This window comes from Acinetobacter sp. V104_13 (assembly GCF_031798995.1).
In the GTDB taxonomy this organism is placed as follows: domain Bacteria; phylum Pseudomonadota; class Gammaproteobacteria; order Pseudomonadales; family Moraxellaceae; genus Acinetobacter; species Acinetobacter pittii.
Genome location: NZ_JAVQNP010000027.1, coordinates 432,227 through 448,132 on the forward strand (window position 1 = coordinate 432,227; position 15,906 = coordinate 448,132).

Annotated in this window: 16 protein-coding genes; 5 read left to right on the plus strand and 11 right to left on the minus strand. The window is 40.7% G+C overall.

Features of this window, described 5'->3' with window-relative positions:
* Positions 1-147: 147 nt before the first annotated feature.
* Positions 148-1,443, minus strand: a complete 1,296-nt coding sequence (locus RMB06_RS14830) for an acyl-CoA dehydrogenase family protein (protein ID WP_311080134.1) — start codon at positions 1,441-1,443, stop codon at positions 148-150.
* Between the two features lie 133 nt (positions 1,444-1,576).
* On the minus strand, positions 1,577-2,395 hold the full coding sequence (locus RMB06_RS14835) for a hypothetical protein (RefSeq protein WP_311080135.1): 819 nt from the start codon (positions 2,393-2,395) through the stop codon (positions 1,577-1,579).
* Between the two features lie 643 nt (positions 2,396-3,038).
* On the opposite strand from RMB06_RS14835, the gene RMB06_RS14840 reads away from it, so the two are divergent.
* The 5 genes from RMB06_RS14840 (at position 3,039) to RMB06_RS14860 (ending at position 8,178) form a co-directional block, all read left to right on the plus strand.
* Positions 3,039-4,484: a cytochrome ubiquinol oxidase subunit I gene (locus RMB06_RS14840; RefSeq protein ID WP_311080136.1), complete on the plus strand. Its 1,446-nt coding sequence runs from the start codon at positions 3,039-3,041 to the stop codon at positions 4,482-4,484.
* Positions 4,477-5,484: a cytochrome d ubiquinol oxidase subunit II gene (cydB, locus tag RMB06_RS14845; protein WP_060466432.1), complete on the plus strand. Its 1,008-nt coding sequence runs from the start codon at positions 4,477-4,479 to the stop codon at positions 5,482-5,484. Before RMB06_RS14840 ends, cydB begins: the two co-directional genes overlap by 8 nt.
* Positions 5,485-5,498: 14 nt before the next feature.
* Positions 5,499-5,633, plus strand: a complete 135-nt coding sequence (locus RMB06_RS14850) for a hypothetical protein (RefSeq protein ID WP_000749813.1) — start codon at positions 5,499-5,501, stop codon at positions 5,631-5,633.
* A gap of 93 nt (positions 5,634-5,726) precedes the next feature.
* The gene (locus tag RMB06_RS14855) at positions 5,727-7,145 is read left to right on the plus strand and encodes a PLP-dependent aminotransferase family protein (protein ID WP_311080137.1); all 1,419 of its coding nucleotides are present in this window, start codon (positions 5,727-5,729) and stop codon (positions 7,143-7,145) included.
* Between the two features lie 100 nt (positions 7,146-7,245).
* Positions 7,246-8,178, plus strand: a complete 933-nt coding sequence (locus RMB06_RS14860; protein WP_005132240.1) for a LysR family transcriptional regulator — start codon at positions 7,246-7,248, stop codon at positions 8,176-8,178.
* Between the two features lie 36 nt (positions 8,179-8,214).
* On the opposite strand, the gene madM is transcribed toward RMB06_RS14860, so the two are convergent.
* From madM to mdcA, 9 genes are read right to left on the minus strand one after another with little or no spacing between them, the layout of a single operon-like run.
* Complete coding sequence (gene madM, locus RMB06_RS14865; RefSeq protein ID WP_005132241.1) at positions 8,215-8,979, minus strand: malonate transporter subunit MadM; 765 nt, start codon at positions 8,977-8,979, stop codon at positions 8,215-8,217.
* Positions 8,972-9,388: a malonate transporter subunit MadL gene (madL, locus tag RMB06_RS14870; protein WP_005132242.1), complete on the minus strand. Its 417-nt coding sequence runs from the start codon at positions 9,386-9,388 to the stop codon at positions 8,972-8,974. Before madL ends, madM begins: the two co-directional genes overlap by 8 nt.
* 48 nt (positions 9,389-9,436) lie before the next feature.
* On the minus strand, positions 9,437-10,375 hold the full coding sequence (gene mdcH / locus RMB06_RS14875) for a malonate decarboxylase subunit epsilon (RefSeq protein WP_311080138.1): 939 nt from the start codon (positions 10,373-10,375) through the stop codon (positions 9,437-9,439).
* A gap of 12 nt (positions 10,376-10,387) precedes the next feature.
* The gene (locus RMB06_RS14880; protein ID WP_311080139.1) at positions 10,388-10,996 is read right to left on the minus strand and encodes a malonate decarboxylase holo-ACP synthase; all 609 of its coding nucleotides are present in this window, start codon (positions 10,994-10,996) and stop codon (positions 10,388-10,390) included.
* On the minus strand, positions 10,987-11,814 hold the full coding sequence (gene mdcE / locus RMB06_RS14885) for a biotin-independent malonate decarboxylase subunit gamma (RefSeq protein WP_311080140.1): 828 nt from the start codon (positions 11,812-11,814) through the stop codon (positions 10,987-10,989). Before mdcE ends, RMB06_RS14880 begins: the two co-directional genes overlap by 10 nt.
* Entirely contained in the window at positions 11,811-12,662 is an 852-nt protein-coding gene (locus tag RMB06_RS14890) for a biotin-independent malonate decarboxylase subunit beta (protein WP_311080141.1), read from the minus strand. The genes mdcE and RMB06_RS14890 overlap by 4 nt, the downstream gene beginning before the upstream one ends.
* The gene (locus RMB06_RS14895) at positions 12,655-12,954 is read right to left on the minus strand and encodes a malonate decarboxylase subunit delta (protein ID WP_013198183.1); all 300 of its coding nucleotides are present in this window, start codon (positions 12,952-12,954) and stop codon (positions 12,655-12,657) included. The genes RMB06_RS14890 and RMB06_RS14895 overlap by 8 nt, the downstream gene beginning before the upstream one ends.
* Positions 12,955-12,956: 2 nt before the next feature.
* Positions 12,957-13,841 carry a triphosphoribosyl-dephospho-CoA synthase gene (locus RMB06_RS14900; RefSeq protein ID WP_311080142.1) on the minus strand — a complete coding sequence of 295 codons (885 nt, stop codon included), beginning with the start codon at positions 13,839-13,841 and terminating at the stop codon, positions 12,957-12,959.
* Positions 13,841-15,520 (minus strand): malonate decarboxylase subunit alpha, encoded by a 1,680-nt coding sequence (gene mdcA, locus RMB06_RS14905; protein ID WP_021510706.1) that lies wholly within the window; start codon positions 15,518-15,520, stop codon positions 13,841-13,843. Before mdcA ends, RMB06_RS14900 begins: the two co-directional genes overlap by 1 nt.
* Between the last annotated feature and the right edge of the window lie 386 nt (positions 15,521-15,906).

Sequence of the window (15,906 nt, forward strand, 5' to 3'; positions counted from 1 at the left end):
TTTATACTAAAGCAATTTTTATGTTTTCTTTATAATATAAACCCCAAACAAAATATGATTTTATTCTAATAGATTTTTATATTTTATTAAAAAACAAAAATAATATTAAGCCGCTAAAAATAGCAGCTTAATATCTAAAACTATAATTTATTGTTTATCAACATTCCCTATTCGCCATTGATACGGAGGTAATGTGCCGTTTACACTAAAATCACCGACAATTCGATTTTTAAATACTCTCGGGTTATGTGAAGATAAAGTTCGTACATTACGCCAGTATCGATCTAGACCTAAATCTTTGTCTGTTGCAGAAGCACCTAAAGCGTCAAATAAAATTGTAGAAGCATTTAAAATTAGATCGGTAATAACCGTTTGAGACTGCGCACTTTCAAGTTCGGCAAGCGCATTTTGCTCCTCTTCAAGCTGCTCATTATTTTGAAATGCAGCTAAGTAAGCACGCTGTAAGCTTTGTGCAACTTTTTCAACAATCGCTCCTGCACTGTAAGCTGCACCACGAATTTGGCCTACGACTTGTAAAATTTGCGGATCCTGTTTTACAAATTGGGCATTTGCATGCGTGTAGTTTCGGGTACGTTTAGCAACAGCTTGAGAAACATCATAGGTTGCAGCACGTCCTAGACCTGTAATGATTGCCAGTTGAACCAGTTGATAGTAAGCCGCTGAATATTTAAAACGGTCATCATCAGGTAAAATTTCAGTTTCATCGACCAATACATCATAGAAATATGCTGTACCACTCGCGGTGAGTTGCTGACCAAAGCCATTCCAGTCATCAACAATTTCAACACCTTCATCTTCACGGCGAACAACAACGGAGCCAGCTTCACCCTTTAAATCTGTTACACCAACGTCCACCCAGTCTGCATATAGGCTACCAGTGGTGTAATATTTTTTGCCTTTAACGCGAATTTTTCCTTCACTATCTCGATACAAATGAGTTTCGAACTGATCAATTGACTCTTTCCCGCCTTCAGACCATGCACTACCGACTGTTTCCCCATTGGCAATTCGGCTAAGCCAACGCTGTTGAAACGCTTTGTCTTTACTTACCAAGACATCTTCAGTGAAACCAAAATGCACACGCAAAGCTTGCGGTAAGTTTGAATCGGCCTCGGCAAGTTCAATGAGCAATGCAAATAGTTCAGGAATGGTTGCATCAAAGCCACCATGAGCTTTGGGAAGTCTTAAGCGCGTAAAACCAATATCCTTAAGCCATTGAAGTTGTTCATACGGCAAAATATGCTGCTGCTCACGGATTAAAGCCCCTTCTTTAATACGGGCAAAAGTCGGTCTAAAGTTTTTTGCCAACTCATCATAACGTTCAGAAGGTCCTTGTCCCCACACCCGAGAAATAATTGAAGCCTGACTAAGTGCTGCATGCGTTAGTGAACCGAGATGATGCTCAAAATTTAAATTTGTCATGTAAGTAAAACCAATATTGCTTTGCTTTTACCATAAAATATTTATTTCACATGAAAACGATTATTTTTTTATAACTGTATTCATTCTTTATATAAGAACCCAAACACAAACATAAAAAGCTCATCTCCCAAGCCTAAGATAGTTCTTTTTGTCTAATGCTCTGCTGGCTTTGTAGAAGTGTTTGTATATATTCTGAATAGACAGATAATTTTTCAAAAATATGCTCTGAATAAAACATATCATCAATTAAGTGGGTCATTTGACCAGCAGTAAAGGTATCGCATAAACCAACCAATGCTGCGTTCATTTGAGCGAATTTCGCGCATAATTTGACATAAGTTTCATCTTTATTTTTGAATAATAATTTCCGCATTTCTAAGCCATTAAGGTTTTTTAAGTCATCATCTTTTGTGGTTTTAATCCAATAAATTTTGACCTTTAAAAATTGCTCTAGTGTTTTTAAATGCTCGACATCTACGTCTAAACTCGTAATTAAAAAAACCGTTGATAGATCACTTCGGCACAGTGCCTTGATTAAGCTTAAATAAATAAACTCAACTTCATTAAGCTCTGCAAGTTCCAAATCTATATAAATTTTTAGACTTTCTAAAACGTCATCTACTTTAAAGAGTACTTTCTTCTCAGCTTGGTAATATTTATTAAGAATAGAAAGCACAGGCGCAGTTGCAGGCGTTGTATAAATAGCGGCCTTGTTTAAGTTAGCAAAAATAAATGGTGAAAATAGATAGGCCACACTACTTTGCTGTGCCTCAATATGAGATTGGATCAAATATACAGTTTCAGATTTAGAAAAGTCTCTGAGTACTTTCGCTCTCAATAAAGTAGCTTCAAAATTAACGTAGGTTTGCTCTAACTGAGCCAATATAGATACAGGAATAGGCTGATTTTTAATAATTTTATGCAGGACATTGAGTTGAGAAGTAATAAACATTTTTTAACATCCAAGCTATTTTAGAAGAGCTACACTTAAATCAGGTCTTTAATAACCTACGTAACAACCAGACCTCACGTAAAACAACAAAGGAATAAAAGAGAAGAAACTATTCTGCGCTTATTACCCAAAGTCGCATTTACTTTGTTTTGGAAAGTGATTTTGGCCATTCGTAAATCTTGTTCATTTATTTTGGACTTTTGAAGAATGGATACATAGCTACAGATATTTGAAAAAAAACTATAGCACACCTCATGAGTGCTTCAGACTGTTATAGTTTTATAAAAAATTTCTGTATCTACATATACAAAAATAGTAAGTGCATGATTAAGGAAACTTCTTAAGGTAGGTAGTTTTCATGAGACGATCTATTGCATATCGCCAGATATTTCATCAATGTTTCAATGCAACATGCATTTTTACAAATGCAACATCAAGCATAAACTTTGTTAACAGATTGAGAACAATTAATCAGTCTATTCTCTTGAAATATCAAGCAATTATATTGCTTAACCCTGTTGGCATTTTACTTGCTAAGAACATTTATCACAGAAGCAAGTTTAATCGTCAGAATACTTTGTTGCCTGAAAATAAGTATTTAACTCATTTAACCATCATCAGCTAGTTCACAGGGGGAAAGTTTATGAGCCTCGGTCTAACCGCTCTAGAATTAGCGCGAATACAATTTGCTTTTACAGTATCCTTCCATATTATTTTTCCGGCCACTTCCATTGGTCTTGCATGCTTTTTAGCAGTGTTAGAGTGGAAATGGTTAAGAACCCAAAACCCGATTTATAAAGATCTATTTAAGTACTGGATTAAGATCTTTGCCGTTGCCTTTGGTATGGGTGTGGTCTCGGGCGTGGTCATGAGTTACCAGTTCGGTACTAACTGGAGTGAATTTTCACGCGTCGCCGGAAGTATTACTGGTCCTTTACTTACCTATGAAGTCTTGAGTGCCTTCTTCTTAGAAGCAGGTTTCTTAGGCATTATGTTATTTGGTTGGGGACGGGTTGGTCCTCGAGCCCATTTCTTCGCAACACTTATGGTGGCCATCGGAACATGTATTTCCATGTTCTGGATTCTATCTTCGAATAGCTGGATGCAGACCCCTCAAGGCTTTGCCATCGAAAATGGCATTATTGTGCCAAAAGACTGGTTTGCAATTGTTTTTAACCCATCCTTCCCTTACCGCTTTGCCCACATGGGTGCAGCCGCCTTCTTAGTTTCATCATTATTGGTCGTCGGAACATCTGCATGGCATTTAGTAAAAGGCCGTCGTGATGAATTGGTGAAAAAATCGTTCTCGATGGGTCTCTGGATGGTGCTTGTGACTTCATGTTTGCAAGTAGTAATTGGCGATAACCATGGTTTAAACACCCGTGAACATCAACCAGCCAAACTTGCAGCAATGGAAGGTCACTGGGAAACCAATCACAATGAACCTATGCCATTATTGCTATTTGCAATTCCAGATATGAAAGAAGAACGTAACCACTTCGAAGTGGGTGTTCCTTATTTGGGTAGCTTAATTTTAACGCATAGCTTAGATGGCCAAGTGACAGGCTTAAAAGATTTCGCACCTGAAGATCGTCCAAATTCAACGATTGTTTTCTGGAGCTTCCGTGTGATGGTGGGTCTTGGTGTACTCATGGTCACTTTGTCACTCATTGCGCTTTGGTTACGTAAGCGTGGAAAACTCTATGAAACTTCGTGGTTCCATAAATTTGCATTGGTGATGGGACCATCTGGTTATGTCGCTATGCTTGCAGGTTGGGTAACTACTGAGATTGGCCGTCAGCCATGGGTGGTGTACGGCATTATGCGAACTAAAGATGGACTTTCACATACGGTTTCCGCAGATCAGGTCGGACTGAGCCTGTTTATTTTTGTGGTGGTCTATACCATCGTTTTTGGTAGCGGTATCTACTACACCTTAAAACTAATTAACAAAGGTCCATCATTCATTGATTCACCAAATGTTGAAACTGGTGGCGTAGGACACTTTAAAACACCAATGCGTCCACTTAGTGCAGTCGATGAAAATATTGACAGCAAACAAAACTCTGGGGAGAACCGTCATGATTGATCTTTCTTTAATATGGGTTGGTATTATCGGTTTAGGTGTCATGATTTATGTAGTCATGGATGGCTTCGACTTAGGAATCGGGATTATGTTCCCCTTCATTAAGAACAGCCAAGAACGTGACGTGATGATGAATACCGTGGCCCCTGTCTGGGATGGTAATGAAACGTGGATGGTGCTCGGCGGCGCTGGTCTATATGCTGCATTCCCACTGGTCTATTCAACAGTTTTATCAGCACTATATTTACCGATCATTTTCATGGTGATTGCCCTGATTTTCCGTGGCGTGGCGTTTGAATTCCGCTTTAAAGCTCATCGCACCAAACACCTTTGGGACTTGGCTTTTATTTGGGGTTCAGTTTTAACTAGCTTCCTGCAAGGGATTATTTTAGGTGCCTATATCCAAGGGATTAAAACCGAAAATGGTATTTATGCTGGTGGTCCATTTGACTGGTTATCTCCATTTACGATCTTTACAGGTATTGGTGTAGTTGCGATGTATGCAACTTTGGGCTGTGGCTGGCTCATCTTAAAAACTGAAAAAGGCTTGCAGCAACGTATGTATGAGCTTATGCCAAAGCTGATTATTGCATTGCTCATTATTTTTGGTGGTGTGAGTTTATATACGCCGTTGACTCATCCTGAAATTGCAGATCGCTGGTTCTCTTTACCAAATCTGTTCTATTTTAGCCCTGTGCCTATTTTGGTCTTATTGTTTGTTGGCCTGATTTTATCAGCGTGTAAAAAGCAAGATCACGACCTCAAACCATTTGCATATACATTGGCCCTCGTTTTCCTTGCATTTACTGGTTTTGTAATTAGTTTATGGCCATATATTATTCCGCCATCAGTCACAATTTGGCAGGCCGCAGCACCACATTCAAGCCAAATGTTTGCTTTGGTCGGTGCACTTATTTTGATTCCAATCATTATTGCTTACACCATTGTGTCTTACTGGGTATTTAGAGACAAAGTCCGTGTAGGTGATGAAGGCTATCATTAAGTATGGAGGGTTTTATGAAAAAGTCATCTGTTAAACTCAATCAAACCCAATGGTTTATTCTGCTATGGCTCGGTGGTTTTTTAGCCTTAGCTGTGATTGCTGGATTGTTTAAAGTGATATTGATTTATGCAGCCCCTTACTTAAAGTAATTCCAATTTTATAAACAAATGCCGTTTGTAGATTCTGCAAACGGCATTTATTATTGATTCAGTGCATCTTTTTTTATTTCGTGCAGCTCATACATGTATAAATCAGAACAACTTGCCCATAGCATTCGCCAACTCATTGAAAGCGGCACTTTAAGTGCGCATGAAAAATTACCGTCATTGAGAGATCAGGTACAACGCTCTGGCTTTAGTTTAATGACCGTAATGAATGCTTATCAGGAGCTTGAATCACAAGGTCTGATCTATTCAAAAGAAAAGTCAGGGTACTTTGTTGCCGAGCAAATTGCACTTAAACCTTTAGAGCAATATTCAGTTGTTTCACTGAACTCTAAAATTGAAATTAATTCCTTAGTTTTTAAATATCTTAAGTCAATTCAACATGAATCTGTCGTACCTTTTGGTTCAGCTTTTCCAGACAGTCAGCTTTTAACAGCTCCCAAACTCATTCAAATTATGGGACAGCTTGCGCGCCAAAGACAAAGTTATGACCAGACCACGAGCCTACCGCCAGGCAATTTAGCCTTAAGAAAACTGATTGCTCAGCGCTACTGTATGCAAGGCATACAGACTGATCCAGATGACATTGTCATTACATCTGGAGGTTTGGATGCACTGAATCTTTCTCTACAAGCTGTTGCTCAACCTGGCGATTATATTTTATTACAGCAAACCGTGTTTTACGGCGCTTGGCAAGCTGCAGAGCGTTTAGGACTTAAAGTGATTACCATTCCTGAACATCCTCAACATGGTTTTGACCTAGAAGCTTTTGAACAAGTCATTCAAACATATCCTATCAAGGTGTGTTGGCTCATGCTGAATGCCCATAACCCGATTGGTTTTACAGTCAGTGATCACATTAAATATAAAATTGCCAAGTTGCTTCATGAACACCAAATTTATTTGATTGAAGATGATGTCTATGAAGAGCTTTTCTATGGTGGCCAAAAACCACTTTCAATGAAGTATTTTGACCAACAAAATCTGGTGCTTCACTGCTCGTCTTTTTCTAAAACATTAGGTGCAGGTTTTCGGGTCGGTTGGGTCTATGCAGGTAAATTTTCAGACCATATTCAACACTTGCAGCTTATGAGCACCATTTCAGTAAATGCTCTCATTCAAAATGCATTGGTTGAGTTTTTATCTCATCATCATTATGAAAAGCACTTGCGTACACTTAGACTTTCACTTGAGCGTTATAAAAAGCAGTTTTATCACTATTTAAAGCAGCATTTACCTAGCTCTTGCGAAGTGTATTACTACCCAAGTGGCTATTTTCTATGGGTCAAACTTCCTAGTACGCTAGACAGTATGCAAGTTTATGAAGAGTTGATTCAGCAAGATATTGGCGTTGCACCAAGCCCTCTGTTTAGTGTTTTACCCGCACAGCAGCATTATTTGAGAATTAACTGTTCTTTTGAATGGAACACTAAAATTCAAAGCGCATTAGATCAGGTTATCAAAACCATTCAACAAAGAGTTGAAGCAAGTCTCTAAAGAAATGCTTCGACCTAAGCACAATTTTATAGACTTTATTTTGTGGTAACTTTATAGCTCAAATCTATTGGTTTTAGGGAAGCAGGTTCAAAGGATTAATATGGAAATTGATGAAGAACTCACCCTTAAAAAAATACAGATTTTTTTGGCTTTCATGCGCTGTGGAAATTTGTCTAAAACAGCCACAGAAATGCAGTTGAGCAATGTCAGTGTTCATAAAGCCTTACATTCTTTAGAAAGCGCTTTACGTTGCCCTCTTTTTAAAAATGAAGGCCGTAACCTCATTCCTTTAAAAAGTGCTTATGTCTTTGAAGAACGGGCACAAAAAATCGTACAAGACATTTTTATCACCGTAAATAAAACCAGAGAAGCCGCTGGTTTTGCAGCCAAGGTTTTACATTTAGGATCTCTTTATTCTTTAACTGTAAATACGATTCCAAATGTGATTAGCGGTCTTAAACTCAGACGTAGTGAGCTTGATATTCAACTATTGCTGAGTTCAAATCAGGATTTGGTGAAAAAGCTTAAAGCAACCGAGCTGGATGCCATTATCGTGGCTTTAAATGAAACCACTCAAGATGATGACTTTGAAATTTTGCCGATGTTTTCAGACGACATTTTTTTGGCCGTCAATAAAGATTCAAAATATGCCGATTTTAAAGACATTGATTTAAGCCTTTTAAAAGAAGAAACTTTTTTAACTTTAACCAAGGGTTTTGCAACTCATAACGACAGTGACATCATTTTTAAAAAAGCTGGTTTTTCACCTAAAGTTGCTTTACAGGTCAATGATATTTTTACCTTAATTAGTATGGTCAGCTCAGGTGTCGGTTTTGCTCTACTACCCGGCCGTATTTCTGCGGTTTATGAAAGTTCAGTTAAACTTATTCCACTCAAACAGCAATATCACATGCAACAAGAAATTGGTCTCGTCTTTTTAAAAAGTAAAGAGCGCGATCCAAACTTACTTGCTCTGATTGCTGAATGTCGAATGTTTGCCTCTAATTTCAAAAATAAAAAAGACCGTTGTTAGTAGCAACGGTCTTTTTGGCTGAGTATTAAATATTTATTAACCGACTAAAGCTTTAACTGCAAAGAACAAAACAGTTGGCCCCATTAAGCAGCCAAGACCTGTATGGAACGTTGCCGTGAGCGCACCGTAAGGCACTAAACGGCGATCTGTAGCTGCTAAACCAGCTGACACACCACTTACAGTTCCTGCTAAGCCACCAAAAATCATGGCAGAACGTGGATTGTCTAATCCCATAAATTTTGCTGTAAGCGGTGTTGAAACCATTACACAAATTGCTTTCACCAGCCCCGTTGCAATTGAAAGCGCCATAACCTCAGAACTTGCTCCAATGGCAGCACCTGTCACTGGTCCCACAATATAAGTCACTGCACCCGCACCAATTGTAGTAATACTCACCGCATCGCGATAGCCAAAAATCCACGCAAACATACAACCGACAATAAATGGCAAAATGGTTCCGAGAAATAAAGAGAAGGCACCAATAAACCCGGCTTTTTTCGCCTCAGTCGCTTGTACCTCAAATGCAGTTGCGACAATGGTAAAGTCACGAAGCATTGCACCGCCCATAAGCCCGACACCGGTAAAGAGTGCAAGATCGGTAATCCCTTTTTCACCGCCTGTCATTTTTCCGCCAAACCATGCCAAGATTAAACCAATTACAATCGCAATTGCTGAAGCATGCACTCGTCCCTTGGTTAAATATTTAGATAGCTTGGTCGACAACCACATAATTAAAGCAATTAAAGCGAAAGCTGTAATTAAACCTAAATGGGTTAAGTCCTTTAATAATAATTCAACCATGAACTTTGCCTCCAATGCGGTTTAATGTGGTGTCTTCTTCCTTCGGTAAAGGGCTTGCCTTGTTGTAGCGGCTTAAGCCTGCAATGGTGAGTGTGCAAACGATAACTGAAACTACCGCAGCAAACAGTGCCATATGTCCACTAGATAATGCTGTAACCACATTTTGTTGTGCTGCCATAGCAACAACAACAGGGATATACATGGTGCCCCAGAATGAAACGCCTTTTTCGGTTTCAACTGTCATAACACCACGTTTTTCCATCCATAACCGTATACAAATGAGTAAAATCATGGCGATACCCACGCCACCAACATTGGACTTTACACCCAATAAAACGCCCAACAAATCGCCGACAATAACACCCACCAAGGTGCAAAGAGCGAGTAAACCAACTCCATATATAATCATGACAATCCCTCATATCCTTGGATCATTTATGCTTTTGTAAAATCTGACTCAAAAAGAAAAACTATTCGCCTGTTCTTTTTGCATTGCCATCTGAATAGTGTCTATGCGTGTCGCTTGAAATGACAACACGGTTCCTTCTTTAAATGTTCGGCGTGCAAGTGTAGTAAGCACCGTTCCCGGCAAAGCTTCGATTTGTAACCTCACACCTCGCTCCCATGCAGCTTGGATGGTACTTTCCCAATCTACAGTTCGACTCATATTAAAAGCCAAGTCATCACCAATCTGTTCTGGCCTGCTAAGCGTACGAGCCGTTGTACCACTTAAATAACGTATTTTAGGCTGCTTTAAAGTCACTCCCTCCATAGACGCTGCAAGTTGCGTTGCTTGCTGACTTAATAATTCACAGTGTGATGGCACCGATACATCTAATTTTTTTGCCACCACGCCTTGTTGCTTTGCCAAAACAGCAACTTGGTTCATGGCCTCAAAACTTCCTGAAATAACGATCTGGTTATGTGTATTAATATTTGCGACAAACACCTCTGGCGCTATTTCATAAATCTGTTTGACCCATGTTTCAACAGCTGCACGGTCTGTACCAATCAAGGCAGTCATACCATAGCCTGTAAGATAGGCGTTTTGCATGAGTTCACCTCGATAGGCAACCAAACGAACAGCATCCTCAAAGGCTAAAACTTCTGCTACAACTGCAGCAGACCATGCACCAATTGATAGACCAGCCACATAATCAGGTGTTAAGTTTTCCGCTGTTAATAAAGCTGAACTCACCACACCTGAAATCAGTAAACAAAGCTGTACTGCACGTGTCGATTGCAATGCAGCCGGACTATCTAGCATCAAGACATCTTCTTTGAGTGCATCCGATGCACGCTCAAGGTATTCTTTAACTAGAGCGGTTTGAGCTAAGTCGTGCAACATATTGCCTCGTTGCACACCTTGTCCCGGATATACCCAAATTGAAGCCATGATATCTATTCCCTAATTCCATGGGTTTTCTACTAAAACAGCACCGTCAGGACGTTTCAATAGAACTTTTCCACTGTTCCCAGCCCATTCTTTTAACGCCAACCCACCTTGTGAAAGTTGTAGCTGTATATCCACATTCAGCCCTGCTTGCTGAAAATTTTCGAGTAGCTCAACTGCCTCCTTTTTGGCAAAAGGTTGTTCAGCTCGAATCAACAAATCAATGTCACTTTGCTCGGTTACTGTTTTAATGCCCGTTGCCAGTTCAAACCCGAAACTTCCTGTATATCCCCAACATCCTGAAAAGTTTTTCATAATGCTGGAAATGCTCTGTAAACGTTCTGCCAAGTGCTCAAACTGTTGCTTATCTACGTGAGTCAGCGCTTCTGGCTTAAGCTGTCTGCTAATCGCTGATCGCGGCATTTGAGCTGCATATCGTTGATAGCGAAATTTCCCTCTTACACCCACAGCCACCTGATCTACAGGAATAATTGCCCGTCGAACTACAACAGGATCACCTCGTTGCAATACCTCTTTCACCCAAAGTGGAGCATCATCAGCCAAGCAATCAACTGTCATGCCCCACAGTAAATCATGGGCTTCGAGCTTAAGTTTCATGACCATTGCTCACGCAATAATTCACGGACCTTTTTAGACATTTGACGGTTTTGGCCGTGAAGTCTTTGTTCCAATCCTCTAGATTGATCAGCATTAATTTCTTTAAATGCTCGAGCAACTACCTGCTTCGCTAACAAAAGATCTTCGTTTGTCGGTTGTTCAGGGTTTTCGACAGATAACAGTTCAGATAACAAACCAAGCGTGGCATAACTTTCAATGTCATAAGCCATTGGCGGAATGCTTGATGCCAATTGCTCTAACTCATCAACCGACCGCAAGGTAACGCGTGCAGCAGATTCCTTACCCATCGCATGCACCATAACACCTGAATCTTTTAAGGCAATAATACGATTGGCTTGGTATCCATGCGCCAAGAAAGCACCCGACATTGACTTACCTACCAATAAACTGACAACAGGATGGCCTGCCAATCTGGCTCTGGCATAACTATCTACTGCACCCGCTAAAGCTTGATGAATACCCAATAATTCTTCACGGCGCCCATAGGCCTGACTTGGCACATCAACCAAGCATAAAATGCCGCGTTTAGTTTCAGCCTGTGCATCGGCTTGAATCACGTCATCAACCGCTTTTGCCAAGCTCCAGCCTTCTAGCAGCCCAACTTCACCTTGTCTTGCACGTGGGAACAAATTATTACTGTCTTGGACAACTGCAATTACACGTACTGCTTGCTGATCAATCTGACCATCAGCTACCCAAATAGAAGCTGGAAAACCATCAACAGTCTTAAAGCCTTGCGTCAGTGCTTTAAACCAATGTGCACCACGAGTAGATGCTTTTAATGTATCAACGGCGATATTCATGCTTGCTCTCCTTGATACAAAGCCTGAACCTGTGCTGGAGTAATTTGCTCAGCAGTATCGACTTGTTGTAGCTTCGCTAAATAGAATGAGTAGTTTGAACTACGGTGCTGCTGTGGCACGCCTTGAGTTAAATAATCGATGACTTGCTGACGAATTTTCTGGCGATCATCGTCAACATAAGCATCTGCCAAACCGCTAGCAAACCGTTGGTTCCCGCCAGTAATACTCCATATAAATGGACGATCCTTGGCGTTATATTCTTGTACACCAGCTTCTTGTTCTATCACTTGTGGTCCATTTAGCCCTAAACGTCCTTCTTGTGTCATTACAATATAGCTACATAGGCCAGCTGCAATTGACATACCGCCGAAGCACCCTACACTACCTGCAACCACGGCAATCACGGGTTGATACTGACGTAAGTTCACAATTGCAGCTTGAATCTCAGCAATTGCAGCCAAACCCAGATTTGCTTCTTGTAAGCGAACGCCGCCCGTTTCCAATAGTAAAATTGCCGCTGTTGGAATACCTTTCAAATTGTCTTCAACTGCAAGTTCTAAGGCACCCGCAATTTTAGCTCCGCCTACCTCGCCTAAACTTCCACCTTGAAATAAGCCTTCAATAGAAATTAAAACCACTGGGCGTTCTTGAATAGATCCTTTTGCAATCACTACACCATCATCGGCTTGCGGCACGATATTTTGCTGAGCCAACCAAGGCGACATAACACGTGCAAATGGGTCGAGTAACTCTCGAAAAGTCCCTTCATCTAATAGTGCTTTGGCGCGTTCTCTTGCGCTGAGTTCAATAAAATCTTGTTTATTTAACAAACTCTGAATATCAGTCATGAGTTATCTCCTCCAATGCTTGTTCCAGACGTAAGCGAACGACACCGGGAGTTGCACCAAAGTCATGAATATCAATATTGACCGCTGGCGGTATTTGCGCAGTAAAAATTCGTTCAAAAAGATTGTGCCAACGTGCTGCACTGCCATCTACCGAAGTCACCACGTGAATAGAAGCTTTTCCTGTTTCGCCAGGTTCCATCAAAATTTCTAAATCACCCGAGCCAACACATCCTACTAGTGCTTTTTTTACAGGTGGCTCTGTGGCCACAAATTCAAAATGAAGTGTTTCCATAATTAAAATCCCTTTTTATTTTTCACAGATGACTGCTCAGCACGATCTATAAACAATGTTGCTGCCAACAAATCTGCGGCACCACCTGCGGAAGCTTTCATTCGAAGCAGATCAATCTCTAAAAGATGCAAAGCACGTCGACCTTCCAAGCTTGAGCTGCCGCCCAAATCCAGTATTTGCTGAGCACCTTGTTGCATACGCTTTAAACCAGATGTTCCAGATCGATAAAGCACACAGGTATCAGTTAGATCAGTCATCATCGCAAGTAACGCATCTAAACGAGCGAACTCTTCTTTCATTGGTTTACTACGACTTTGATGAAGTTGCTTTAAACCAAAATTCACAATAGTTGGAAAACCTTGTTGAGCCTGTTCTTTGGCACCTAAGATGCCTAATTTCTTTTGGACTTGCTGACCATGACTCAAGGTCTGCTCTGGAATAAAACGATCTTCAAGCTGAGCAATCTGCCCTGCTAACTGGCATAGTTCAACAGCCGATAAATATTGTTGATTGGTGCGCGCCAATGCTGCTGCCGTAACCATTAAACCCAAGGCCCAAATTGCACCGCGGTGTGTGTTGACACCATCTGTCGCCAACATCATGGTCTTTTCACCTTGGCGGCCAATTTCTCCAATGTCTTCACGTAAAGCTAAACAAACCTCACCATGATGTATGGCTGCTTGAGCCATTTCTTCAAACATGGGTCCTAAACTTTTTGCAGAGCGCTCCATTAACTCCAAAGTCAGGTCATTGTGTGCACCACTGCCACGGCGATCGACCAAAGCTGGTTTAGGCGTCAGATTAACTTCATCAATTAAAGCCTCGACCGCCATATCTGCTAAAAGCTGACTATCGCTAAGTGTTTGATATTGAACTTGTGCCATCATTACCAACTCCTAAATTTCGCAGGGGGTTGATATAAACCATCTGACCATGTCACCAAGTCGGCAATATTTTTTGCAGCTAAAAGCTCACGTGTTGCATCGGTGCGGCGAATACCTAAATCTTCAGGGAATACCACCAAGCCTTCGCTTCTTAAACGTGCTGTTGTTTTCGGGTCTTGAGTTAAACCAATACTGGTCACACCTGCCACCGCAGCAATCATGGCTTGGCGCTCTTCTTGGCTGCTTGCTTTATATAGATAAGCAATACCTTCTTCGGTCAGTAAATGGGTGACATCATCGCCATAAATCATGATCGGTGCTAAAGGTAAACCAGCCGTTTTAGCCACATCAATCGCATCAAGGCGATCCACAAAAGTTGGCTTGCCACCCTCTTGGAAAGTTTCTACCATTTGCACAACGAGTTTTTTACCACGTGCCAAATAGGTTTCTGTCTCATTAGCGCCTTGCAAACGCATATCTAGCCATGCTGGCGTATCGTGGCGGCGTCCGCGTGGATCATGCCCCATGTTTGGTGCACCACCAAAACCAGCTAAACGACCTTTTGTGACAGTCGAAGAATGGCCCATGCCATCGACTTGCAAAGTTGCGCCAATAAATAGATCAACGGCGTACTGACCTGCAAGCTGACACATCATACGGTTGGAACGTAAAGCACCATCACGACCTGTAAAGAACACATCAGGACGAGCTGCAACATATTTTTCCATACCGAGTTCGGTACCAAAACAATGCACGCTTTCAACCCAACCTGTTTCAATCGCTGGAATTAAGGTTGGATGCGGATTCAGTGTCCAGTTTCGGCAAATTTTTCCTTTTAAACCTAAAGATTCACCATAGGTCGGTAAAATCAGTTCAATTGCCGCAGTGTTAAAACCAATACCATGGTTTAACGATTGCACATTATGCTTTTCATAAATTCCACGAATTGCCATCATGGCCATAAGCACATGTACTGGCTTGATATGTTTCGGGTCACGAGTAAATAACGGTTCGATATAAAATGGCTGGTCTGCGACCACCACATAATCAACCCAAGAAGCAGGAATATCGACACGCGGTAACTCTGAGACGTCATCGACCAGTTCATTGACCTGAACAATCACGATACCGTCACTAAAAGCAGCAGGTTCAATGAGTGCTGGAGAATCTTCGGTACTTGGTCCTGTATAGATATTGCCTTGACGGTCTGCCATAAAGCCCGCCGAGAGCACCACATTTGGAATAAGGTCGACCACCAAACGTGAATATAGTTCGATATAGGTATGAATCGCACCAATCTCTAGCAGTCCATCTTCAATTAACTGACTAATACGTAAACTTTGTGGGCCAGCAAAAGAAAAATCGAGCTTACGTGCAATGCCTTTTTCAAATAGATCAAGATGTTCCGAACGTCCGACGCTTGGCATGATCATATGTAAATCATGTAAAATATCTGGATTGGTTTGTGCTAAAGAACGCGAAAGGAAATCAGCCTGTTTTTGGTTATTTCCTTCGAGTACAACTTTGTCACCCGGTGTAATTAAGGTTTCTAAAACTTTAATAATGTCTTGAGTTGGAATCACCACACCATCGGTATATTGGTTTGCCATCTCTAGTTTTAATTGTTTGGCATGACGCCGCTTTGTCCATAACCGTTCTTTATTCTGAACTGATCCTTCCATGTGCTTACCTATATAGATCGCAGTTTTGTTCTGTATCTATAAAAACGCTTTATGGAATTTCGATCAATCAACCTAGATGAGCTGTTATTAACTTCAGGTTAATGATTTATTTTTAGGGTGGCTGAAAAAGAATTTGAGAGAATAGACATATTAAATGTCTTAAATAAATAGACTTATTTAGAAAAATTGGGGCTTCAATTATTTTGTATCAAACTATCAGATGATAGAATATTAAGTCTGATTATTCAGCTGCAATTACTTGATAAAAAATAGTTTATGCCAAAGAAATATTGTTATATCTACCGCCAAGAACGCCTCAACATTTTCAAGCTGAGCTGTTGATACTTTCTTCCTATGTAAAAACTCAGCACCCAGACTCATCGATT

Excerpts from the sequence above, each read along its gene's own strand:
- madL (WP_005132242.1), bottom strand. The coding sequence starts at position 9,388 with ATGATTATATATGGAGTTGGTTTACTCGCTCTTTGCACCTTGGTGGGT.
- mdcE (WP_311080140.1), bottom strand. The coding sequence starts at position 11,814 with ATGAATATCGCCGTTGATACATTAAAAGCATCTACTCGTGGTGCACAT.
- RMB06_RS14860 (WP_005132240.1), top strand. The coding sequence starts at position 7,246 with ATGGAAATTGATGAAGAACTCACCCTTAAAAAAATACAGATTTTTTTG.
- RMB06_RS14840 (WP_311080136.1), top strand. The coding sequence starts at position 3,039 with ATGAGCCTCGGTCTAACCGCTCTAGAATTAGCGCGAATACAATTTGCT.
- RMB06_RS14900 (WP_311080142.1), bottom strand. The coding sequence starts at position 13,841 with ATGATGGCACAAGTTCAATATCAAACACTTAGCGATAGTCAGCTTTTA.
- cydB (WP_060466432.1), top strand. The coding sequence starts at position 4,477 with ATGATTGATCTTTCTTTAATATGGGTTGGTATTATCGGTTTAGGTGTC.
- RMB06_RS14895 (WP_013198183.1), bottom strand. The coding sequence starts at position 12,954 with ATGGAAACACTTCATTTTGAATTTGTGGCCACAGAGCCACCTGTAAAA.
- madM (WP_005132241.1), bottom strand. The coding sequence starts at position 8,979 with ATGGTTGAATTATTATTAAAGGACTTAACCCATTTAGGTTTAATTACA.
- mdcH (WP_311080138.1), bottom strand. The coding sequence starts at position 10,375 with ATGGCTTCAATTTGGGTATATCCGGGACAAGGTGTGCAACGAGGCAAT.
- RMB06_RS14835 (WP_311080135.1), bottom strand. The coding sequence starts at position 2,395 with ATGTTTATTACTTCTCAACTCAATGTCCTGCATAAAATTATTAAAAAT.
- RMB06_RS14880 (WP_311080139.1), bottom strand. The coding sequence starts at position 10,996 with ATGGTCATGAAACTTAAGCTCGAAGCCCATGATTTACTGTGGGGCATG.
- RMB06_RS14855 (WP_311080137.1), top strand. The coding sequence starts at position 5,727 with ATGTATAAATCAGAACAACTTGCCCATAGCATTCGCCAACTCATTGAA.
- RMB06_RS14850 (WP_000749813.1), top strand. The coding sequence starts at position 5,499 with ATGAAAAAGTCATCTGTTAAACTCAATCAAACCCAATGGTTTATTCTG.
- RMB06_RS14890 (WP_311080141.1), bottom strand. The coding sequence starts at position 12,662 with ATGACTGATATTCAGAGTTTGTTAAATAAACAAGATTTTATTGAACTC.
- RMB06_RS14830 (WP_311080134.1), bottom strand. The coding sequence starts at position 1,443 with ATGACAAATTTAAATTTTGAGCATCATCTCGGTTCACTAACGCATGCA.
- mdcA (WP_021510706.1), bottom strand. The coding sequence starts at position 15,520 with ATGGAAGGATCAGTTCAGAATAAAGAACGGTTATGGACAAAGCGGCGT.